A 17,075-nucleotide genomic window follows, 5' to 3' on the forward strand; every position below is an offset into this window, starting at 1 on the left:
TTAACTGCTCCTTTTTTCTGTAAGATCTGATGAAGATAATGCAGACTTCTCCAATGCTTTTTTAATAGAAGGAAGAGGATTCTCAAGCATTTTTCCATGTCCTACTGCAAGCAGCGTCGGATTTAATTCATATATTTTAAGAGCGGATGAAGCTGCTTCCTTTGCATTCCATGTACCCCATTTCGGAAATGAAAAAAGTGGAACAAGCTGGCCAGCAATGGCAAATCCTCCTCTTGTTTGAAAAGCATCCCCAGCGATTAGTGCACCTGACCGCCTATCATAAAATGCCATTGAGCCTGGTGTGTGGCCAGGAACTGAAATAGCCTGAAGGGAACCAATTTTGTCTCCTTCTTTAAGCAGCACATCTGCCCGAGTTTGAATGTTTTTCGAAACCCCTCCTTTAATAGGAGTATCTGATTCACTGGAATCCAATGAAAGATCGCCATCCATTAAACGGGCATCTCGTTTCGAGATATAAACCAATGCATTCGGCAGCTGTTTTCTTAGTGAGTCTAATGCTCCCACATGATCATCATGGGCATGTGTTATAACAATTTTAGTAATCGGCTTACCAATTTTTTGTGCTGCTGTAATTATACCTTTACTGCTATGTGGAAGAGCAGCGTCTATTAAAGTCAAACTTTCCTTTTCCTCCACGAAATAACAATTTACTGGAAACAAATAAGGCAAAAATGCTAACTGATATAGATGCTCTTTTTTCGTAATCTTCATAACAAAACATCTCCTTATAAAAAACTAATACCATTAGTTTTAATATAACTAATGGTATTAGTTTTTGCAATAAGAATTTCCTTAATATGTATAAAATTGTTTAATGGGCGCATAACTAAAAACCCCCACTCATTTTCAGAATAGGGGTTTTTCTTACAAGGAGGTTGCTGATTAACGAAGTCCGCCTAGTGCTTGTGCTACAAGACGCTTAGTGATTTCGCCACCAACAGATCCGTTTGCACGAGAAGTTGTGTCTGGTCCAAGATGTACTCCGAACTCAGCAGCGATCTCTTGCTTCATTGCATCAAGAGCACCTTGTGCTCCAGGAACTACGATTTGATTGCTTTGGTTACGTGCCATGCGATTTCCCTCCTTTGGGAGATAATATGTACGGAAAATTAAATTTGTTTTTCCGTTAAAAGTAGTATTAGTTATTTTTGAAAACCTATTCATAGAAATATAATTTTTTTTCAAAAAAAACAAGAACCTATTAAAGGTCCTTGTTTTCTTTAGCGTTATTTAACAATTCTTGTTCAAGTAATTGCGCTTCTTTTAATTCTTTTGCGTGGTGCTTTTTAAAAAACACCAAAGTTCGCCAAGCAAAAATAGTAAATATAATCAGCGTAATAACAGCTGGTATGTAGTCCATCTTGTTTTCAGGAAAAATAATTGGCGGCATTCCTTAGCACCCTCTCGGTAAACATTACAATATGATTATAACAAATTAGAGTATGTATTGATAATCTATAAAGCAGAATTTTTGTTTTGTACTGCTTTATGTTTAATTTTATTGTTATTTATAGCAATTTTAATAAGTACAAGACAGCACAAGACTCCAATACTAAATCCAGCTAAAATATCTGATGGATAGTGGACACCTACATAGACCCTGCTCACACCTAATAAGAAAGGGATAATGGTACCAATCCACAAAATCCAAGGCTTTTGGAATTTTTGATAAAGTAAAAATGCAGCAAACAAATAAAATGATGTTCCTACCATTGCGTTCCCACTCGGGAAACTGTAGCCATCCTCTTCCAATAATCGATTTTCAACAGGACGTTCCCGCTCAAATGCATTCTTTATTATTTTATTTAATCCAAAAGTCACCGCAAGACTTGATAATAATAAGAATCCGTTTAGCCATTTTTTATTAAAAAATAACAAAATCATACCTAGTAAGCATAAAACTCCTAATACTTTTGCATCTCCAACATGTGTAAAAGATATTACACTTTTATTTAATAAATCATTTCTGGTGTTAAAGAGCATACTTCTTCCCTCTGAATCCATCTCATGAATAAAAGATAATGGATAAAACGCACAAAAGGTCATTACAATACTGCAAAACCCTATTATTAAATTAACTTTTTTCATCTTTTTTTCACTCTCCTATCCTATATTTTACTTCAGTCTCCAATAAATAGGATAGTCATGTTTTTTTGTCTACTCATTCAAATAAAAGGATGACTCAAACGAGTCATCCTTTTAAAAGTTCTTGTTCTTTTACATAACGGTTCCATGGATGTCCCATGCATTCTTTGCTGCATGACCGTTTATGCTCTTTCTCGCATTCTTCACACATTAGAAGGTGCGCATTACATTCTGGATTTCCGCATTTCACATAGCGTTCTTCAGAATTTCCACAATGACAGCACTTCCCGACAACCGTTTCGTCCCCGCTTCGATTAACAGAAACGGAAATTCTCTCGTCAAATACGTAGCATTTCCCGTCCCAAAGTTTACCCTTTGTTTCTTCATCATACCCATAACTAATGATGCCGCCTTCAAGCTGTGAAACGTCTTTAAATCCTTCTTTTACTAAGAAACCGGAGAATTTTTCACAACGAATACCGCCCGTACAATACGTAAGAACTTTCTTGTCTTTAAACTGAGTAAAGTTTTCCTTTACCCATTTTGGAAGCTCTCTGAATGTTTCTATGTCTGGTCGGATCGCATTTTTAAAATGACCTAAATCATATTCGTACGTATTACGAGCGTCCAGAATAACAACATCATCATCCTCCAAAGCTTCCATCCATTCTTTTGGAGAAAGGTGTTTTCCCGTTACCTCGTTAGGGTTTACATCATCTTCTAAGCTTAGATGGACCAGCTCAGGTCTTACTCTCACTTTCATTTTTTTAAAAGCATGTTCGTTTACTCTGTCAATCTTAAAAACGGTATCGGCAAACCTTTCATCGGCTTTCATATGATTCATGTATTGTTCAGTTTGTTCAATCGTTCCTGAAACCGTTCCATTTATACCTTCTTCAGCAACGAGAATTCGCCCTTTTAGGCCAATTTCTTTACAAACATTCAGATGTTCTTCTTTGAACGTTTCAGGGTCTTCTATTTTGACATATTTATAATATAACAGCACTTGATATTGCATTTTAATTCACCTTCTTTTACTTCTTCAAAAACTACCTTTCCTATAATAACAAATTATACAAAAAAGAAAAATACAGGCTGCCCTGTATTTTAAATTTTATTTAAAGTATAGTTTCTCAAAACATCTGCTGCTTCATCAAATTTTTCATCTTCTGCAAGTTCTAGTGGCGTCTTTCCATCATTTTTTGCGATAAAGGGATCTGCACCCTTTCCTAAATAATACAATAGCATCTCAGGATCATTATGATGGGCGGCTTGATGAAGGACGGTCCATCCTCCGCTTTGTTTATCATTAATATTCGCGCCATGTTCTAGCAGTAATCCAATCATTTCAGTTCGGTTCTTTTTATTTGCTGCTGCAGCATGAAGCGGCGTATTAGCCATTTCATTTTCAGATCTCACATGTACATCTGCGTTATTCTGCAAAAGCAGCTCTACTGCATCAAAGTGTCCAAAATGAGCGGCTAAATGCAGAGGAGACCAGCCATCTTGAAGTTTATTTACATTTGTTTCTTCATGCGAAAGTATCTTCTTCAGTTCTGTTACATTTCCATCCATCGAAGCTTTATGTATGCTCATAATCACATTCCTTTCGATTTCTTTCATAACTAGTAATTCAACAAATCGACATGAAAACCTTTTCTTTTACAAAACACTCTTATCTAAAGGGTTGTTGATTTCAATAAAATTGTTGACTGCAGGGTATTTTTAACTGCTCACATGGAAGGTTGATTGGAGTGTAAGGTGCGAGACTCCTGCGGGATCAGTGTGACAGGTGAGACCCCACAGGTGCAAAGCGCCAGGTAGGCTCACCGCACACCCCGCGGAAAGCGAGTATCCTGAAGCGGAAATCAATCACTTTCAAGAGCAACAGAATATGCGGAAACAGCCACACAATACAACAAAACGATACATTTATTTACAAAAATTCTCTGCGATTCCCAGTTGTTTCAATTAACTACTTATGTGAGTATTATAGTAGTGAAAGTCGTTGAGGAACGGTATATTGGGGGATAATATGCGTTTTAAAATTACATCTTTATGTATATCTGCATTTCTAATGATGGGAACAGCTGCGTATGCGTCTACACCTTACACAGTAAAAAATGGTGATTCTATGTACACCATCGCACAGCAGCATAATATTAGTTCTAAACTGATGCTAGGGATGAATCGATTACCTTGTCCCAATATTTATCCTGGTCAAACTGTATATATTCCTTCTTCTTCGAAACACTATACAGTTAAATCTGGGGATACCTTATATAAAATCGCTTCGGCGTCAAATGTTAGTTTATGGGCAATGCAAAAGATAAACCCGCAATTGAAACAGATCAATTGGGTTTTTCCAGGTCAAATTTTAGACGTTCCAGTTACTGCTGCGGCGCCTAATGCACCTTCTGCTCCAAAATCAGCTCCTGCACCTGCAAAATATTCTGTTGACAGCTACGCAACACAAGTTTCTCAACTTGTGAATCAAGAGCGTCAAAAAGCAGGACTTGCCCCATTAACACTTGATGCTGAATTAAGTAATGTTGCCATGGCAAAAGCAAAGGATATGATTCAAAACAACTACTTTGATCATAATTCTCCAAAATATGGTTCACCGTTCGATATGATGAGAAGTTTTGGAATCGATTACACAGCTGCCGGCGAAAACATTGCAAAAGGGCAAACTTCACCACAAGCTGTTATGGCGGACTGGATGAACAGTCCTGGCCACAGACAAAATATTTTAAGCTCAAATTATGATTCTATCGGGGTTGCTTACTATCAAGGAGCCTGGGTACAGTTATTCAAAAAATAAGTTTCTATATGACGACTCTCACTAAAAAAGCATCCAGCCGACAATGGCTGAATGCTTTTACTTTTAATTTTTAATAAGAGAGACTCGGAATGGATAAAGCGTACCCGTCATGATATTATTTAAAATCGCTGGATCATTTTCCATTATAGCCTGTGCTTCATTCTCCGTTACATTCTGCAAGATAACAATTCCAAACGAAGCGTCTAAACATGGTCCTGCTAAGACCAGTTTTCCATCCTGCAAAAGACTTTTCAGATAGACAAAATGTGATTCTAACGCATTTTGCTCTGCTTCTGTTTGGTCATTCATAAAATTTTCTCTTACTGGCTTAATCTGATATAAAAATTCATTCGTTAGCATCTAACTCTCCCCTTTTTAGGAGAATTCTCTAATGCTTTTTAAATATCCTTTTTATCTCTTTTATTTTTATTAAAGTTTGGTTTTCGATTTTGAACTTTACTTTTTCCTGCAGCAACTGAATTCTTCGGTTTTGTTTGTTCATCCCGAATAAGCACTTGACCTTCTTTTAGTACTTGCTTTTGTAAAGGAACATTTAACTTTGTCGTCCATTTCTTCACAGAAGATAACTCTGCCTTCGTAACCAGAGAAACAACAGTTCCTTCTTTCCCCATACGGCCTGTTCTGCCTGAACGGTGAACATATTGTTTTACATCTTCAGGAAGTTCCAAATGAACAACATGTGTTACATCAGGAATATCCAAACCCCGTGTTGCTACATCAGTTGTTAAAAGTACTGGTATCTTCCCGCGTTTAAAATCTGTTAGAACTCTTTTACGATCGTCTTTTGTTGAATTTCCTGCTAATACACCCAATTGTATTTTTTTAAATTCGAGCTTTGAAGCAAACTCATCCATTTTCATCGAATTATTTACGAAAACAATGGCTTTAATGTCTGGTGTATGACGAATTAATTTACGAAGATTATCTACTTTATCGCGGTATTCGGACAACATAAACGTATGTGTAACACTGTTTGAAGAAGTTTCTTTTTCCGCTTTGATAACATCGGGCTGATCAGCTAATTTTTTTGACCATTCTTCTGTTTTGTTATTAATCGTGGCTGACACAAAAACAAGCTGTCTATCTTTTAACGTCGCTCCAATAACTTGTTCAACATCTCCGCCAAAACCTGCTTCAACAATATGATCTGCTTCATCGATTACGATAGTTTTGACCTCATGCATTTTCAGCTTTTTGTTTTGAATCAATTCTTTTACACGCCCTGGGGTCCCAACAATAAACTGAGGTTTCTTTTTTAGTTTATCAAGCTGCCTCTGCATGTTGGCTCCGCCAATAAGAGATGCACCGCTAATGCCGCTGTTTTCAGTGAATTTCTGACAAACCTCAAAAATTTGCATCGCCAATTCTCTAGTAGGTGCCAGAAAGACGACTTGAGCATTTTTGATCTCTGCATTAATTTTTGCAAGAGCCGGAAGACCATACGCTATCGTTTTGCCTGTCCCTGTTGGTGATTCAATTACAATATCTTTATTTTCCAGCAAGGAAGGAAAAGCACGTTCCTGAATAGTTGTTAATGAAGTAAATCCGCTCTTGTTCCAGGCATTTTGAATAAATTCCGGAAACTCATTGATCTGTTGTGTCATTTTTTGTACCCCTTAAAATATTGATTAAATTCTTTTATGGAAGCAATTACTTCTCCAAGAACTTCTGAAAAACGTTCCGTATCATCTTCTGTCACAGGTTTTTCAATGTTTATGGAAACAGTATTATAAAATACGTTTCTCGATTCCCCATATATATAGGTAAGTTTTTGCTCCATTTTGCTTTTTATTTCACCAGTCGTCCACTTTTTTAAAATCATTTGAAGCTTTTTGCAGTCTGTTTCAATTTCATATACTGGTGTCTCGATCTCGATTGATAAATTACATCCTGCACCTTCAGGATTATCTTGCAGTTTTTCGGTTGCAAGATTTGCTAAGTTTGTGCTTAAAATCACTTTCCCTTTTATAGAATCACTGATCCCTAAAACGATAAAGCTGATTGAATTACGTTTTTCTATTACAGCAAAATCCACTATATCTTCTCGGTTGATAATTTCTATCTCTCCTGAAAAATCAGAGTCATATACGACGCCTTCAAACACAACCTTAAGATTATCATAAACGGATGGATGATACATCTTGTTATCTCCTTATTTTAGAAGAAGTTTTTATGTACGGTACGTGAAATTTTATTTCATTTGATCTTTCAACTGATTTAATACGTACAAAACGGATTTAACCATTTCTGTAATCCGCTTATCCTTCATTTTTTTTTGAAAAACATACACTCCTAGATATCCTATATTTTCTGCGGCTGTTTTAATTTGAATCGGATACAAATACTTCGGCTTGTTCGCGATCACCCAGTCTCTTGCAGCCGGCTCCCACTCGGATACTCTAGTATGAATCCGATCAGCAAAAGGTTTTACTTCTGTATAAAAGTCCGCTTCATCTTCTCGCTGCTTTGTCTGGTTTTTAAAAATATCAAACGCTTCCTCTATATCTTCTATCAATTGAATGGTCATGTGATATAAATGATTGCTCATAAAAAAGTCCCTCCATTCCTTATACTGTACCAAAGAATAGAAGGACTTACACTTTTTCATTTTTATTATAGAGTAAATAAACTCACAAACCAGTTCTTTTTATGCTTTGGCTTCACATATTCCACTTCTTCTGTATGACTCTTTTTTAACAATGCTACTTCTAGATCTTGAAGTCTAAACTCCATTAATTCCATTTTTTTAACTAAATCTTCTACTTCCCGAGCATGCTGCAGCATCTGGTAAGAAACCACTGCATCCGCTTTTTCTTCTATTTTTTTTTCTAATGCTGTGATGGCTGCTTCCAATCGTTCAAACTTATCATCAAACTCTATTGGAAGCTCCATTGTTTGTCCTTCCATCTTAAACGTGCTGATTTGAATATCGCTCATTAACAATCCTTGATCGAGCTGTGTTTTTATTTTTTTTAGCTGTTCGATGTCTTCTTGTCTAAATAAATAATGCCCATGGTCATTCTTATCACACTGAATATTGAAATGTCTTACCCAACGCTGAACTGTTGTTGGATTCACTCCAAGCTCCTCAGAGACAGTTTTGGTCTTCAATACCGTTTCCATAGTGAATACCTCCCCGTTTTCTTGTAGGTACTAATTTCGAGGATTTTCCTTTTAACCCTTCATACGTGACAAAACTAGTTTTCATTCGGCAAAGAAAGTGGTTTTTGCCTAATTTACATAGAATTCGACATCTATTTGTTGATTATTTGTATATTCAGTCGCCCCATCCGTAAAACTAATCATGTACGTAAAATAAAGGAGGGTCACACAAAATGAGCGGTGAAAGCAAACAGCAGAAAAATCAAGAAACCTACAAAAATCAAGAAAGTACTCCAAAAGATCAAAAGCAAAACAAAGGATACGGTGATAAGAAACTGAATGGGCCTGATCAGCCGAGTACATGATAATCAAAAAGACGGTCCGGATGTGGACCGTCTTTTTATGTATGCTGCACCCATTCTTTTAATAAAACGGCTATTTTCAGCTGTCTTTGCTTCTGTTTATACCAATCTGTTAAACAAAGCTTGTGCAGCGGTTCTATCGGTTTGTAAAACCGCTCTGTATCTTTCTTTTTTTGGAACCAATCTTTTCCTTCAGCTTTTTTATGCTTGATCACTGGATAAACCAATCTTAAGATCGGTGTTTCTCTTTTTTTGATTGGATAGATATACGTTTCAAAATCATGCCGTGACCCAGTGTGGGTCACTTTGTTTGAAAATTGTATGATTTCATCGCTCCAAGGTGAATGAAACAAAAGCCAATACAGCATCTTGCCCGTTTCAATTCTGTTTTTTACTTTTTTAAATCCATGTACAGAGAGACCATAAATTTCTCCCGTAAGGCTTGGAAACAAGACGGTACTAAAATGCATATAATCTTGCAGCAAAAATGGCAAAGCTGAAAAGATCCGATTATTATAAAATGATTGTTCTAAGACAGGTTCTTCGATAACATGCTGCTCATTTATTATAAGTGAAGTAACGAGGCGGTTTACATCTCTTTCTTCCCAGAATCGAAACCATTCCTCTATCATGAAAGCAGACACATGGAATAGAGGCAAAAGATGAAAGAGCGGGTACCCCGCTTTTTTTGATTGCTCATAAAGCAGCAATTGCGGAAAGGCATCTTGAAAGATCAGCCAGTTTGCTCTTTCATATGTTAAAAAGAGATGTTTTCTCGTATCACGCGTCAAAATCCTTGGAAACCAATCTCCTCTTAAATCACACATGCTGTATCCAGCATTCCGTGACACCATACTTGCCAGCATCGCCCATCTTATTTCCGGATTGCGTTTAAAAAAATCAGCATAGCTTACGGTACGTGAAATATTGTCACGATTTTGTGAATTTGTTGCCGCGCTGATTTTTCGTATGATCTGTTCTAAGCCGTCCATCCGCCGCAAATCTCCTTTCTTTCCTCTCGTTTTTAGCGTTCTCCTCTCTGCAATAAAATATTTGTAACACATTCGAAAAAGGAGTAAACTAATCTTTATTAAAGATGCAATTGGAAAAAGGAGGCATACTGCATTGGCGACTAAAGTTATCATCTATACACAAGAAACGTGCCCTCCATGCTTTGCTGAAAAAGAGTGGCTTAGGGATCTCAATATCGAATTTGAAGAACGAGATATCCGGAAAAATCAAGAATTTATGCAGGAGGTCATGGCATTAGGAGCTTCTGCTACACCGGTAACCGTTATAACCGATGAATATAACAAAGAACATGTTATCATGGGCTTTAAAGAAGAAGAACTAGAGTCACTATTAAAAAAGTAAACGACCCCGGCTATGTGTCTTTGTTATTTAACATGACCATAGCCATTCTTTATTAAAGAAGGAGATGAATTATGGGGACATTTCATTATCCGAACGGCAAAAAGATCGTTACTGCCTTAAAAACAAAAAAGAAATCTTCTTCTGTTCCTAAGAATGAAATCTCTTACAGCAATCGTGGAATGTCTTTAGAAGATGATCTAAATCAAAGTAATCAATATTATCTTCTCACAGGAAAAGCTGTCATTCATAAAAAACCGACCCCGGTTCAAATCGTGAATGTGGAATATCCGAAAAGGTCTGCGGCGGTCATTAAGGAAGCTTATTTCAAACTGGCATCTACTACCGACTATAATGGGGTTTATAAAGGAAGGTATATTGATTTTGAAGCAAAGGAAACGAAGAACAAAACAAGCTTTCCACTAAAGAATTTTCATGAGCATCAAATCAATCATATGCAGCAAATCATCGATCATGGCGGAATCTCCTTTGTGATCCTTCGCTTTTCGGCTGATGATGATATCTATTTATTTGATTGCCGTTATTTGATTCAGTATTGGAATGAACAAAAAGAAGGAAGAAAGTCAATTCCAAAGGGTGAAATTTCCGAAAAAGGACATTCTATTACTATCGGATATCAACCAAGACTGAATTATTTAGATATAGTAGATCGAGTCTATTTTTCACCTTCTCTCTAGTTGTTCATAAACCTTGAACGAGTCACGAATATTGATAATGTTAGCTTTTTTTACGAAGTTGAAAGGTTGGTAAAATTATGTCAAAAGATTACCGAAGCCGTGTAGAACGAAGACAATCGTCTGAAGGCTCAAAACCGGCGAAAAAGAAAAAGAATCCAAAGCGCAACTGGAAGAAGACTCTCCTCTTGCTTGTACTTATTTTTGGTATATTAGGTGTGTTATCGATCGCAGCAATTGCTGTTACCTCGCCCAAACTAGATCCAAAAAAACTAGAAACACCTGTTTCTTCTAAAATAATGGATATGAACGATGAACAAGTATCTTTATTTTCAGGTCAAGAGAAACGGATCAGAGTAAATATAAATGAAATTCCTGATAATGTTCAGAACGCATTTATCGCAACTGAAGACGTTCGATTCCGTCAGCATCACGGAATCGATGTCAGACGTATCGGCGGAGCAGCAGTAGCAAACCTGACCCACGGGTTTGGTGCTGAAGGTGCGAGTACGATCACACAGCAAGTTATTAAGAACACTGTACTGACAAACGAAAAATCACTAACGCGGAAAATTCGCGAAGCCTATTTGGCTTATCAGCTTGAAAATAAGTATTCTAAAGACCAAATTTTAGAGATGTACTTAAATAAAATCTTCTTTGGAAACCGTTCATATGGTGTGGCAACAGCTGCTAAAACTTACTTTAACAAAGATATCGATGAACTCGAGCTTGATGAGGCTGCTACATTAGCAGCTCTGCCTAAAGCACCAAGCTATTACGACCCAACGCGAAATCCTAAGGCTGCTGAAGAGCGCCGTAATGTCGTTTTAAATTTGATGGCGCAGCATGGTTTCATTTCAAAAGCAGAAGCAGAAAAAGCGAAAAGCATCCATGTTAAAGATAGAATCCATCAAGGCACGCTAAATGCTGAATCACGTCCATATGATGCCTACCTAAAACAAGTTATGGATGATGTAAAGAAAATTGACGGCATGAAAGATGTTGATATATTCTCAGCAGGATTAAAGATCTATACGAATCTAGATACTAAAGCTCAACAAGTTACAGAAGATGTACTAAAAGCAAAACTGGAGAACGAGAATAAATACCTTCAATCCGGTGTAGCAATCGTAGATACAAAAACAGGAGCCATCCGAGCGATTGGCAGCGGCCGTGGTGTTCAGCTGAGCAACCAATTCTCTTCCCGCATCACTCGTCAGCCTGGTTCAACGATCAAACCGATTCTAGATTACGGTCCCGCTATTGAAAACGAACAATGGAGTACAGGACATATTTTAAAAGATGAACCTGTAAAAATTGATGATGTTACAATTAACAACCACGATGACAGAAACGCCGGAGATATTACGATGCGTCAAGCACTCGTAGATTCGAAAAACACAACGGCTATCCGAACGTTCCAAGATATCGGACCAGAAAAAGCTGCTGATTTCGCTAACGGACTCGGATTTAAACTAGATCCAAGCACTACGTATCCGTCATATGCAATCGGTGGATTCAGAAAAGGAATTTCACCTCTAACACTAGCAGGATCTTATGCAGCGTTCGGTAACGGCGGACTATACAGTACACCGACAACGATCAGAAAAATTGAGTTCCCTGATGGAAGAGTGATCGAAGTCGACAGTGAACCGAAAGCTGCGATGAAGGATTATACAGCTTACATGATCACTGATATGCTGCGTGATGTTATGGACAGAGGAACTGCTACACAAGCGAACATCCCTAGTTTGGATATTGCCGGAAAAACAGGAACGACCAACTATGATAAAAATGATAGAAATAAATATGGCATTCCTAGCAAAGCAACAAAAGATGCGTGGATGGCTGGTTATACGACCACCTATTCTGCAGCTGTATGGACTGGATATGAACATATGCAAGATGACGATGGAAGTGCACTGTATTTGGATAATACAAAAGATGATTATTCGAAGCAGATTTTCCGCGACATTATGAAAGAGTTAGATCACAAAAATACTGGCTTTAAGAAACCAAAATCCGTTCAAGAAGTTCTTCTTGAAAAAGGAACTGGTAAACGAGCAAGTGAATTCACTCCAGATTCAGATAAAATCAGAGAACTTTTTGTTAAGGGTTCTACACTTCCTGAGGTAAGCAAGAAGTTTGATAAACCTGCTACCATTGATGGATTAAAAGCGAAGTTCGATGATAAGAAGAACGAAATACAAGTCGATTGGAAGTACAAAAATAAAGACGGTGTTACGTTTAAAGTTCTAGCGAGCTATAACGATGGACCAATGCAGGAAAGAGCAACGATTAATGATACAAAATTTGTTGTCCCTTCCCCTGCTCCTGGTAAATACACATTCCAGGTAATCGCGATCGATAGTAAAAACAACACGCAAAGTGAACCAGCAGAAACATCGATCACCATTACAGCTCCTGAAGAACCGCAGCAGCCGGGAACGCCTCCAGGACAAGGTGAACCTGGTACACCGCCTGGTCAAGGCGAGCCAGGAACTCCACCAGGTGAAGGACAGCCTGGCACACCTGGTACAGGTACACAGCCTGGTACCGAACCTGGTACACCTCCAGATCAAGGTCAGCCAGGTACTCCCCCTGATCAAGGACAAGGGAACCAAGTGAATCAAAATCGTAAAGAGAAGCAGCAAGAAGGTGGAGGATTAATCCCGCCATTAAATCAATAACAGAAAAGTAAAGGGACTGACAAATAATCTGTCAGTCCCTTTTTCTTATTAAATGGGTGGATGAGAGCCTAATTGAAATGCCAGCTTATTTTTCCGGATGGCGCGCATATTTTCCGGATGGCGCGCATAAAAACAAGCCCCTGCGGCTCGCTGGGGCTTGTTTTTCATTTAGGCTCTTTTAAAATAGTCTGCATTAAAGATGACCCAAAAGATGCTATCCAAACATCCTTTAGGTCATCTTCACTTATTTTATAGTGTATCGATCGATTAAGTAATTCCAAAAAACAGGATAACCAAATGACAAGTTCCAAAAGCTCACCCCAGCAAACCCATATTGATCAACAATGTCAAACTTCGCTTTCATGCTTCTTAAATCCTCGAACCACACGATATGTTCTTTTTTTTCCTTATCCCAATATGTGAAGAACGGTGCTTCATCTTTTTTACTGTACTGTATGGCTTCCTTTCTTTTACCAGCCAGCTGTGTAGCCTGAACGGGATTCAGAGCTTTTGCAAATTCTCCGCCTTCTTTATACGGAAGCTTCCAATCATATCCATAAAGATTGATTCCCATCAGTATTTTTTTGGGGTCGATTTCAGTTATTGCATAATCCAGTACTTTTTTCAGGGATGTGACTGGACTTACTGCCATCGGAGGTCCCCCGCTGAATCCCCACTCATACGTCATTAAGATGACGTAATCCACGATCTCGCCGTGTGCTTTATAATCATGTGATTCATACCACTCGCCAATTTGAGTGCTGCTGATTTTTGGAGCTACTGCCGTAAGTACGATATAATTTTCTTCGTGCATGGCTTTTGTTATTTTTTTCAAAAAATTGTTGTAAGCTTCTTTATTTTTTTTGCCTAGAAATTCAAAGTCTACAGATATGCCTTGATAGCCTTTCTTCTTCATCATCGCAATTGAATTTTCGATGACCTTGTTCGAAACACTCTCATTCGTTAAGATAGCTGTTCCGACTTCCGTGCTAAATTCACCATCTTTTATATTCGTAATTGCCATAAGAGGTTTCACGTTTTTGTTCTTGATCTCTTTAAGAAATTCATCATCATCCAGAGGTGTTAACTCCCCATTTTCGTTAACTTCATAGCTGAAAATCGTCGTATATGTTAAACCTTTTGCTGCAGCTGCAAAATTCACTCTTGCTTTTGGGACCGGCTCAGCAAATGCATTCGTCACAATCGTCTTCTTTTTCCGTTCAGGTACATTTAAGACGAGGCCGACATGAAGTGACATGTCAGATACTCCAGGGTTTGCTTGCTGGAGCTCGGTTATAGGAACACCAATTTTTTTTGAAATTACGAGCAATGTGTCTCCTGGCTGTACCGTATACGAAAACGGCGTTGGTATAAAAAGGGTTTGACCCACTGAAAGCTGATCATTTTGAGTCAGTCTGTTGACTGTTGCTATCTCTTGCCATGGCAATTTGTAGAAATGAGATAGTTTCCAAAGAGAATCACCTCGTTTTACCACATGAATCTGCATGTTACCCCTCCTTGACGTCTCATGCTTCATCATATGTCCACAGACCTTGTCTTTATGCTTTTCGCCTCATTAATATGACACTTTTCTTTTCCCATTCGGTAAACAATTCACTTAATTGAATATAGGACTGATAATGGTCTGGCTGATCAAATATAAAGGAAAGCCGCTCAATTGCATTAACAGGTAAATGATTCAGACCATTTATTCGTTCTTTCCATTCACTCAAATCATCCTCGAATGGCTTGTTATTCACCCAAAAAAGTGTTTTAAGAAAACCTTCCGCATGAAAAATCATCGGCTTTCGGGTAAGTTCCCGGTTTCTCTGCCTAAAGAAATCCGCAATTAATGGAGATGCTTCTTTCCATTCTTTAAACGCGCCAAAAACGAGTGATTGCTTAACACTTTGAGAAAGAGGATTACTTTCCAAGCTTTTCCCTCGCAATCATACGTTTCTTCCCTTCACGGCAAATGGAAAGGAGAGGGCATTCCGGGCAATTCGGGTTTTGCGCTTTACAATGATATCTACCAAAGAAAATAAGGCGATGATGAGTTGCACCCCATAAGTGCTTCGGTATCTTTTTCATCAATGTTTCTTCCACTTGTAAGACAGAATCTTTCCACCTGCATATCCCCAATCTTTTAGATACACGTTCTACATGTGTATCTACTGCAATTGCAGGAACTCCGTATGCAACCGAAACGACAACATTCGCAGTTTTTCTTCCTACACCAGGAAGTTTCGTCAGCTCATCACGGTCCTGCGGAATCTCTCCTCCGTATTCAGTAAGAAGGAGCTCACATAATTTTTGAATATTTTTTGCTTTATTGCGATAAAGACCGATCGAACGGATATCGTCTTGCAGTTCTTCGAGCGAAACATCTAGATAATCTTGCGGTTTTTTATATTTAGCAAAAAGATTCGGTGTTACTTTGTTCACGAGAGCATCTGTACATTGTGCCGATAAAAGAACGGCAATAGTAAGTTCGAACGGATTGGAATGTTTCAGCTCGCAATGGGCATCTGGAAACATATCTTCCATTTGTTCTAAACAGAACTGGATTTGTGCTTTATTTAACACGTCATAATTCCTCCTGTAATCAAAGGCTGTTTTAGCATATATTGTTGTTCTTGAAAGTGATTGATTTCCGTTCCAGGATGCTCGCTTTCCGCGGGGCATGCGGTGAGCCACCTCTGGAGCTTTGAACCTGAGGGGTCTCACCTGTCTAGCTGCAGCGGTAAACCCCTCGTGGTCAAAAGTTTAATGCTCCTGAAGGCAAAAAGCACCTTCTTAGCCCATTACCCTTTTGCTTGTCGGGGCTGACCAAACCGCTTATGCTTTTTGTCTGTCATGCTAATCCCGCAGGACAAGTAAAGCAACGGCCGCAATATATCGCACGAAGAAAATTTGTGATTTTCATTTTCGAGGAGTCTCGCACCTTTCACTCCAATCATCTTGTCCATGATGAGAATAAGCATAGCCAAAAGCCACAATCTATTAGTAAAGGAACTAATCAAAAAAGAAGACCCGGCGGATAATCCAGGTCTGATTTTGAACATAAAATTTACGATTCCAGCCAATTATAAGCTGGTCTTTTTATCGCGCTGTCATTTCTCGGTTTTTCTGGCTGTCCGTTTTTTTGCTGAAGCTGCCTTACCCGGAATTTCTCACCATACCTTTTGGCAGCTTCCGGACTGTTAATGCCGTTTTTCTTCCACTCAAACAAGATACGGTCGATATATCTAAAATTTAATTTTCCTGATAAAACTGACTCTTTTAAAGCAGTTAATATAAGCTCAGGTGACTGGCGGTCTTCATCTATCCAAATTTTTAATGTTTCAAGTTCCATCGGAGACAGCGGACGTCCAAATTCTTTTTCAAACAAAACAAATACATTTTGTTCGATCTCTTTCTTGTCCGTTTCTTTTTTAACTGTTTCCTCTTCTTTTAAGCTTTCCATCAATCTATTCCACAATGGCTGCAGCGTATACGCTTCAAAGTATACACCTTTTTCTTTGTCTTCATATTGATCCATGCCGAGCATTCCTCTGCCAATCAACGAACGAAGCATAGAAGCCATCTCACTATTAGATAGAGTCATCCGATCAGAAAGTTCTTGCGGCGTTGGAAAGTAGTTTCCTGAGTCAATAGAGACATGCAGCTGTATAAACAACATACATTCACTATCCGTTAAACCTATTTTTTTATAATATTTTAACAGCATTTTAGGTATGCTGATCGAGCCTTCTGACATCCATTTTTCAAATAAGTTACCGTTCATAAGCCAACACCTCTATTCTTCATTATAGCATATTTACAATGTAACCTGTCCGATCGTTTAAGTGCTATTTCTTGTAAAAAGCATTTTCAATGCAAACAAAAAACCGCCTTTTTTACA

20 protein-coding genes and 1 pseudogene are annotated in these 17,075 nt (G+C 38.2%); 5 read left to right on the plus strand and 16 right to left on the minus strand.

All coding sequences use genetic code 11. The annotated features are described in order from the left end of the window. From J2X07_RS07180 to J2X07_RS19975, 6 genes and pseudogenes are all read right to left on the minus strand, one after another. A complete protein-coding gene (locus J2X07_RS07180) occupies positions 1-732 on the minus strand; it encodes an MBL fold metallo-hydrolase (RefSeq protein ID WP_310257780.1) in 732 nt (243 codons plus the stop codon). A gap of 171 nt (positions 733-903) precedes the next feature. Next, entirely contained in the window at positions 904-1,092 is a 189-nt protein-coding gene (locus J2X07_RS07185) for an alpha/beta-type small acid-soluble spore protein (RefSeq protein WP_066290324.1), read from the minus strand. Positions 1,093-1,222: 130 nt separating this feature from the next. Further along, a complete protein-coding gene (locus tag J2X07_RS07190) occupies positions 1,223-1,411 on the minus strand; it encodes a hypothetical protein (RefSeq protein WP_310257782.1) in 189 nt (62 codons plus the stop codon). A gap of 65 nt (positions 1,412-1,476) precedes the next feature. Beyond that, positions 1,477-2,109, minus strand: coding sequence for a phosphatase PAP2 family protein (locus J2X07_RS07195; protein ID WP_310257783.1), 633 nt, complete (start codon positions 2,107-2,109; stop codon positions 1,477-1,479). Between the two features lie 103 nt (positions 2,110-2,212). Further along, positions 2,213-3,124: a rhodanese-related sulfurtransferase gene (locus tag J2X07_RS07200; RefSeq protein WP_310257784.1), complete on the minus strand. Its 912-nt coding sequence runs from the start codon at positions 3,122-3,124 to the stop codon at positions 2,213-2,215. Positions 3,125-3,213: 89 nt separating this feature from the next. Further along, positions 3,214-3,735, minus strand: a pseudogene (locus J2X07_RS19975) (ankyrin repeat domain-containing protein); the annotation flags it as partial. A gap of 406 nt (positions 3,736-4,141) precedes the next feature. Here J2X07_RS19975 and J2X07_RS07215 point away from each other — a divergent pair. Continuing rightward, positions 4,142-4,930, plus strand: coding sequence for a LysM peptidoglycan-binding domain-containing protein (locus J2X07_RS07215; protein WP_310257785.1), 789 nt, complete (start codon positions 4,142-4,144; stop codon positions 4,928-4,930). 63 nt (positions 4,931-4,993) lie between these two features. Here the strand turns inward: J2X07_RS07215 and J2X07_RS07220 are convergent, their stop codons facing one another. The 5 genes from J2X07_RS07220 to J2X07_RS07240 all read right to left on the minus strand — a co-directional run bounded on the left by J2X07_RS07220 (position 4,994) and on the right by J2X07_RS07240 (position 8,074). After that, positions 4,994-5,290 (minus strand): YciI family protein, encoded by a 297-nt coding sequence (locus tag J2X07_RS07220; protein ID WP_310257786.1) that lies wholly within the window; start codon positions 5,288-5,290, stop codon positions 4,994-4,996. A gap of 38 nt (positions 5,291-5,328) precedes the next feature. Next, positions 5,329-6,555: a DEAD/DEAH box helicase gene (locus J2X07_RS07225; protein WP_310257787.1), complete on the minus strand. Its 1,227-nt coding sequence runs from the start codon at positions 6,553-6,555 to the stop codon at positions 5,329-5,331. Then, positions 6,552-7,091, minus strand: coding sequence for a hypothetical protein (locus J2X07_RS07230; protein WP_310257788.1), 540 nt, complete (start codon positions 7,089-7,091; stop codon positions 6,552-6,554). Before J2X07_RS07230 ends, J2X07_RS07225 begins: the two co-directional genes overlap by 4 nt. Positions 7,092-7,142: 51 nt before the next feature. Further along, positions 7,143-7,499, minus strand: coding sequence for a YppE family protein (locus J2X07_RS07235; RefSeq protein ID WP_310257789.1), 357 nt, complete (start codon positions 7,497-7,499; stop codon positions 7,143-7,145). Positions 7,500-7,564: 65 nt separating this feature from the next. Next, positions 7,565-8,074, minus strand: a complete 510-nt coding sequence (locus J2X07_RS07240) for a MerR family transcriptional regulator (RefSeq protein WP_310257790.1) — start codon at positions 8,072-8,074, stop codon at positions 7,565-7,567. Positions 8,075-8,286: 212 nt separating this feature from the next. Between J2X07_RS07240 and J2X07_RS07245 the strand changes: the two genes are divergently transcribed. Next, positions 8,287-8,418, plus strand: coding sequence for a hypothetical protein (locus J2X07_RS07245; RefSeq protein ID WP_310257791.1), 132 nt, complete (start codon positions 8,287-8,289; stop codon positions 8,416-8,418). 35 nt (positions 8,419-8,453) lie between these two features. On the opposite strand, the gene J2X07_RS07250 is transcribed toward J2X07_RS07245, so the two are convergent. Then, complete coding sequence (locus J2X07_RS07250) at positions 8,454-9,407, minus strand: DUF2515 domain-containing protein (protein ID WP_310257792.1); 954 nt, start codon at positions 9,405-9,407, stop codon at positions 8,454-8,456. 133 nt (positions 9,408-9,540) lie between these two features. On the opposite strand from J2X07_RS07250, the gene J2X07_RS07255 reads away from it, so the two are divergent. The 3 genes from J2X07_RS07255 to J2X07_RS07265 all read left to right on the plus strand — a co-directional run bounded on the left by J2X07_RS07255 (position 9,541) and on the right by J2X07_RS07265 (position 13,171). Beyond that, positions 9,541-9,789 carry a glutaredoxin family protein gene (locus tag J2X07_RS07255; protein WP_310257793.1) on the plus strand — a complete coding sequence of 83 codons (249 nt, stop codon included), beginning with the start codon at positions 9,541-9,543 and terminating at the stop codon, positions 9,787-9,789. A 71-nt stretch (positions 9,790-9,860) separates the two neighbouring features. After that, the gene (recU, locus tag J2X07_RS07260) at positions 9,861-10,484 is read left to right on the plus strand and encodes a Holliday junction resolvase RecU (protein WP_310257794.1); all 624 of its coding nucleotides are present in this window, start codon (positions 9,861-9,863) and stop codon (positions 10,482-10,484) included. Between the two features lie 77 nt (positions 10,485-10,561). Then, the gene (locus J2X07_RS07265) at positions 10,562-13,171 is read left to right on the plus strand and encodes a transglycosylase domain-containing protein (protein ID WP_310257795.1); all 2,610 of its coding nucleotides are present in this window, start codon (positions 10,562-10,564) and stop codon (positions 13,169-13,171) included. Positions 13,172-13,415: 244 nt separating this feature from the next. On the opposite strand, the gene J2X07_RS07270 is transcribed toward J2X07_RS07265, so the two are convergent. From J2X07_RS07270 to J2X07_RS07285, 4 genes are all read right to left on the minus strand, one after another. Continuing rightward, complete coding sequence (locus J2X07_RS07270) at positions 13,416-14,678, minus strand: glycosyl hydrolase family 18 protein (protein ID WP_310257796.1); 1,263 nt, start codon at positions 14,676-14,678, stop codon at positions 13,416-13,418. 52 nt (positions 14,679-14,730) lie between these two features. Further along, on the minus strand, positions 14,731-15,105 hold the full coding sequence (locus tag J2X07_RS07275) for a YpoC family protein (RefSeq protein WP_310257797.1): 375 nt from the start codon (positions 15,103-15,105) through the stop codon (positions 14,731-14,733). Then, a complete protein-coding gene (nth, locus tag J2X07_RS07280; protein WP_310257798.1) occupies positions 15,095-15,757 on the minus strand; it encodes an endonuclease III in 663 nt (220 codons plus the stop codon). The genes J2X07_RS07275 and nth overlap by 11 nt, the downstream gene beginning before the upstream one ends. Positions 15,758-16,241: 484 nt before the next feature. Then, a complete protein-coding gene (locus J2X07_RS07285; RefSeq protein ID WP_310257799.1) occupies positions 16,242-16,958 on the minus strand; it encodes a DnaD domain-containing protein in 717 nt (238 codons plus the stop codon). Between the last annotated feature and the right edge of the window lie 117 nt (positions 16,959-17,075).

It is taken from the genome of Fictibacillus barbaricus (assembly GCF_031457135.1).
GTDB lineage: Bacteria > Bacillota > Bacilli > Bacillales > Fictibacillaceae > Fictibacillus > Fictibacillus barbaricus_A.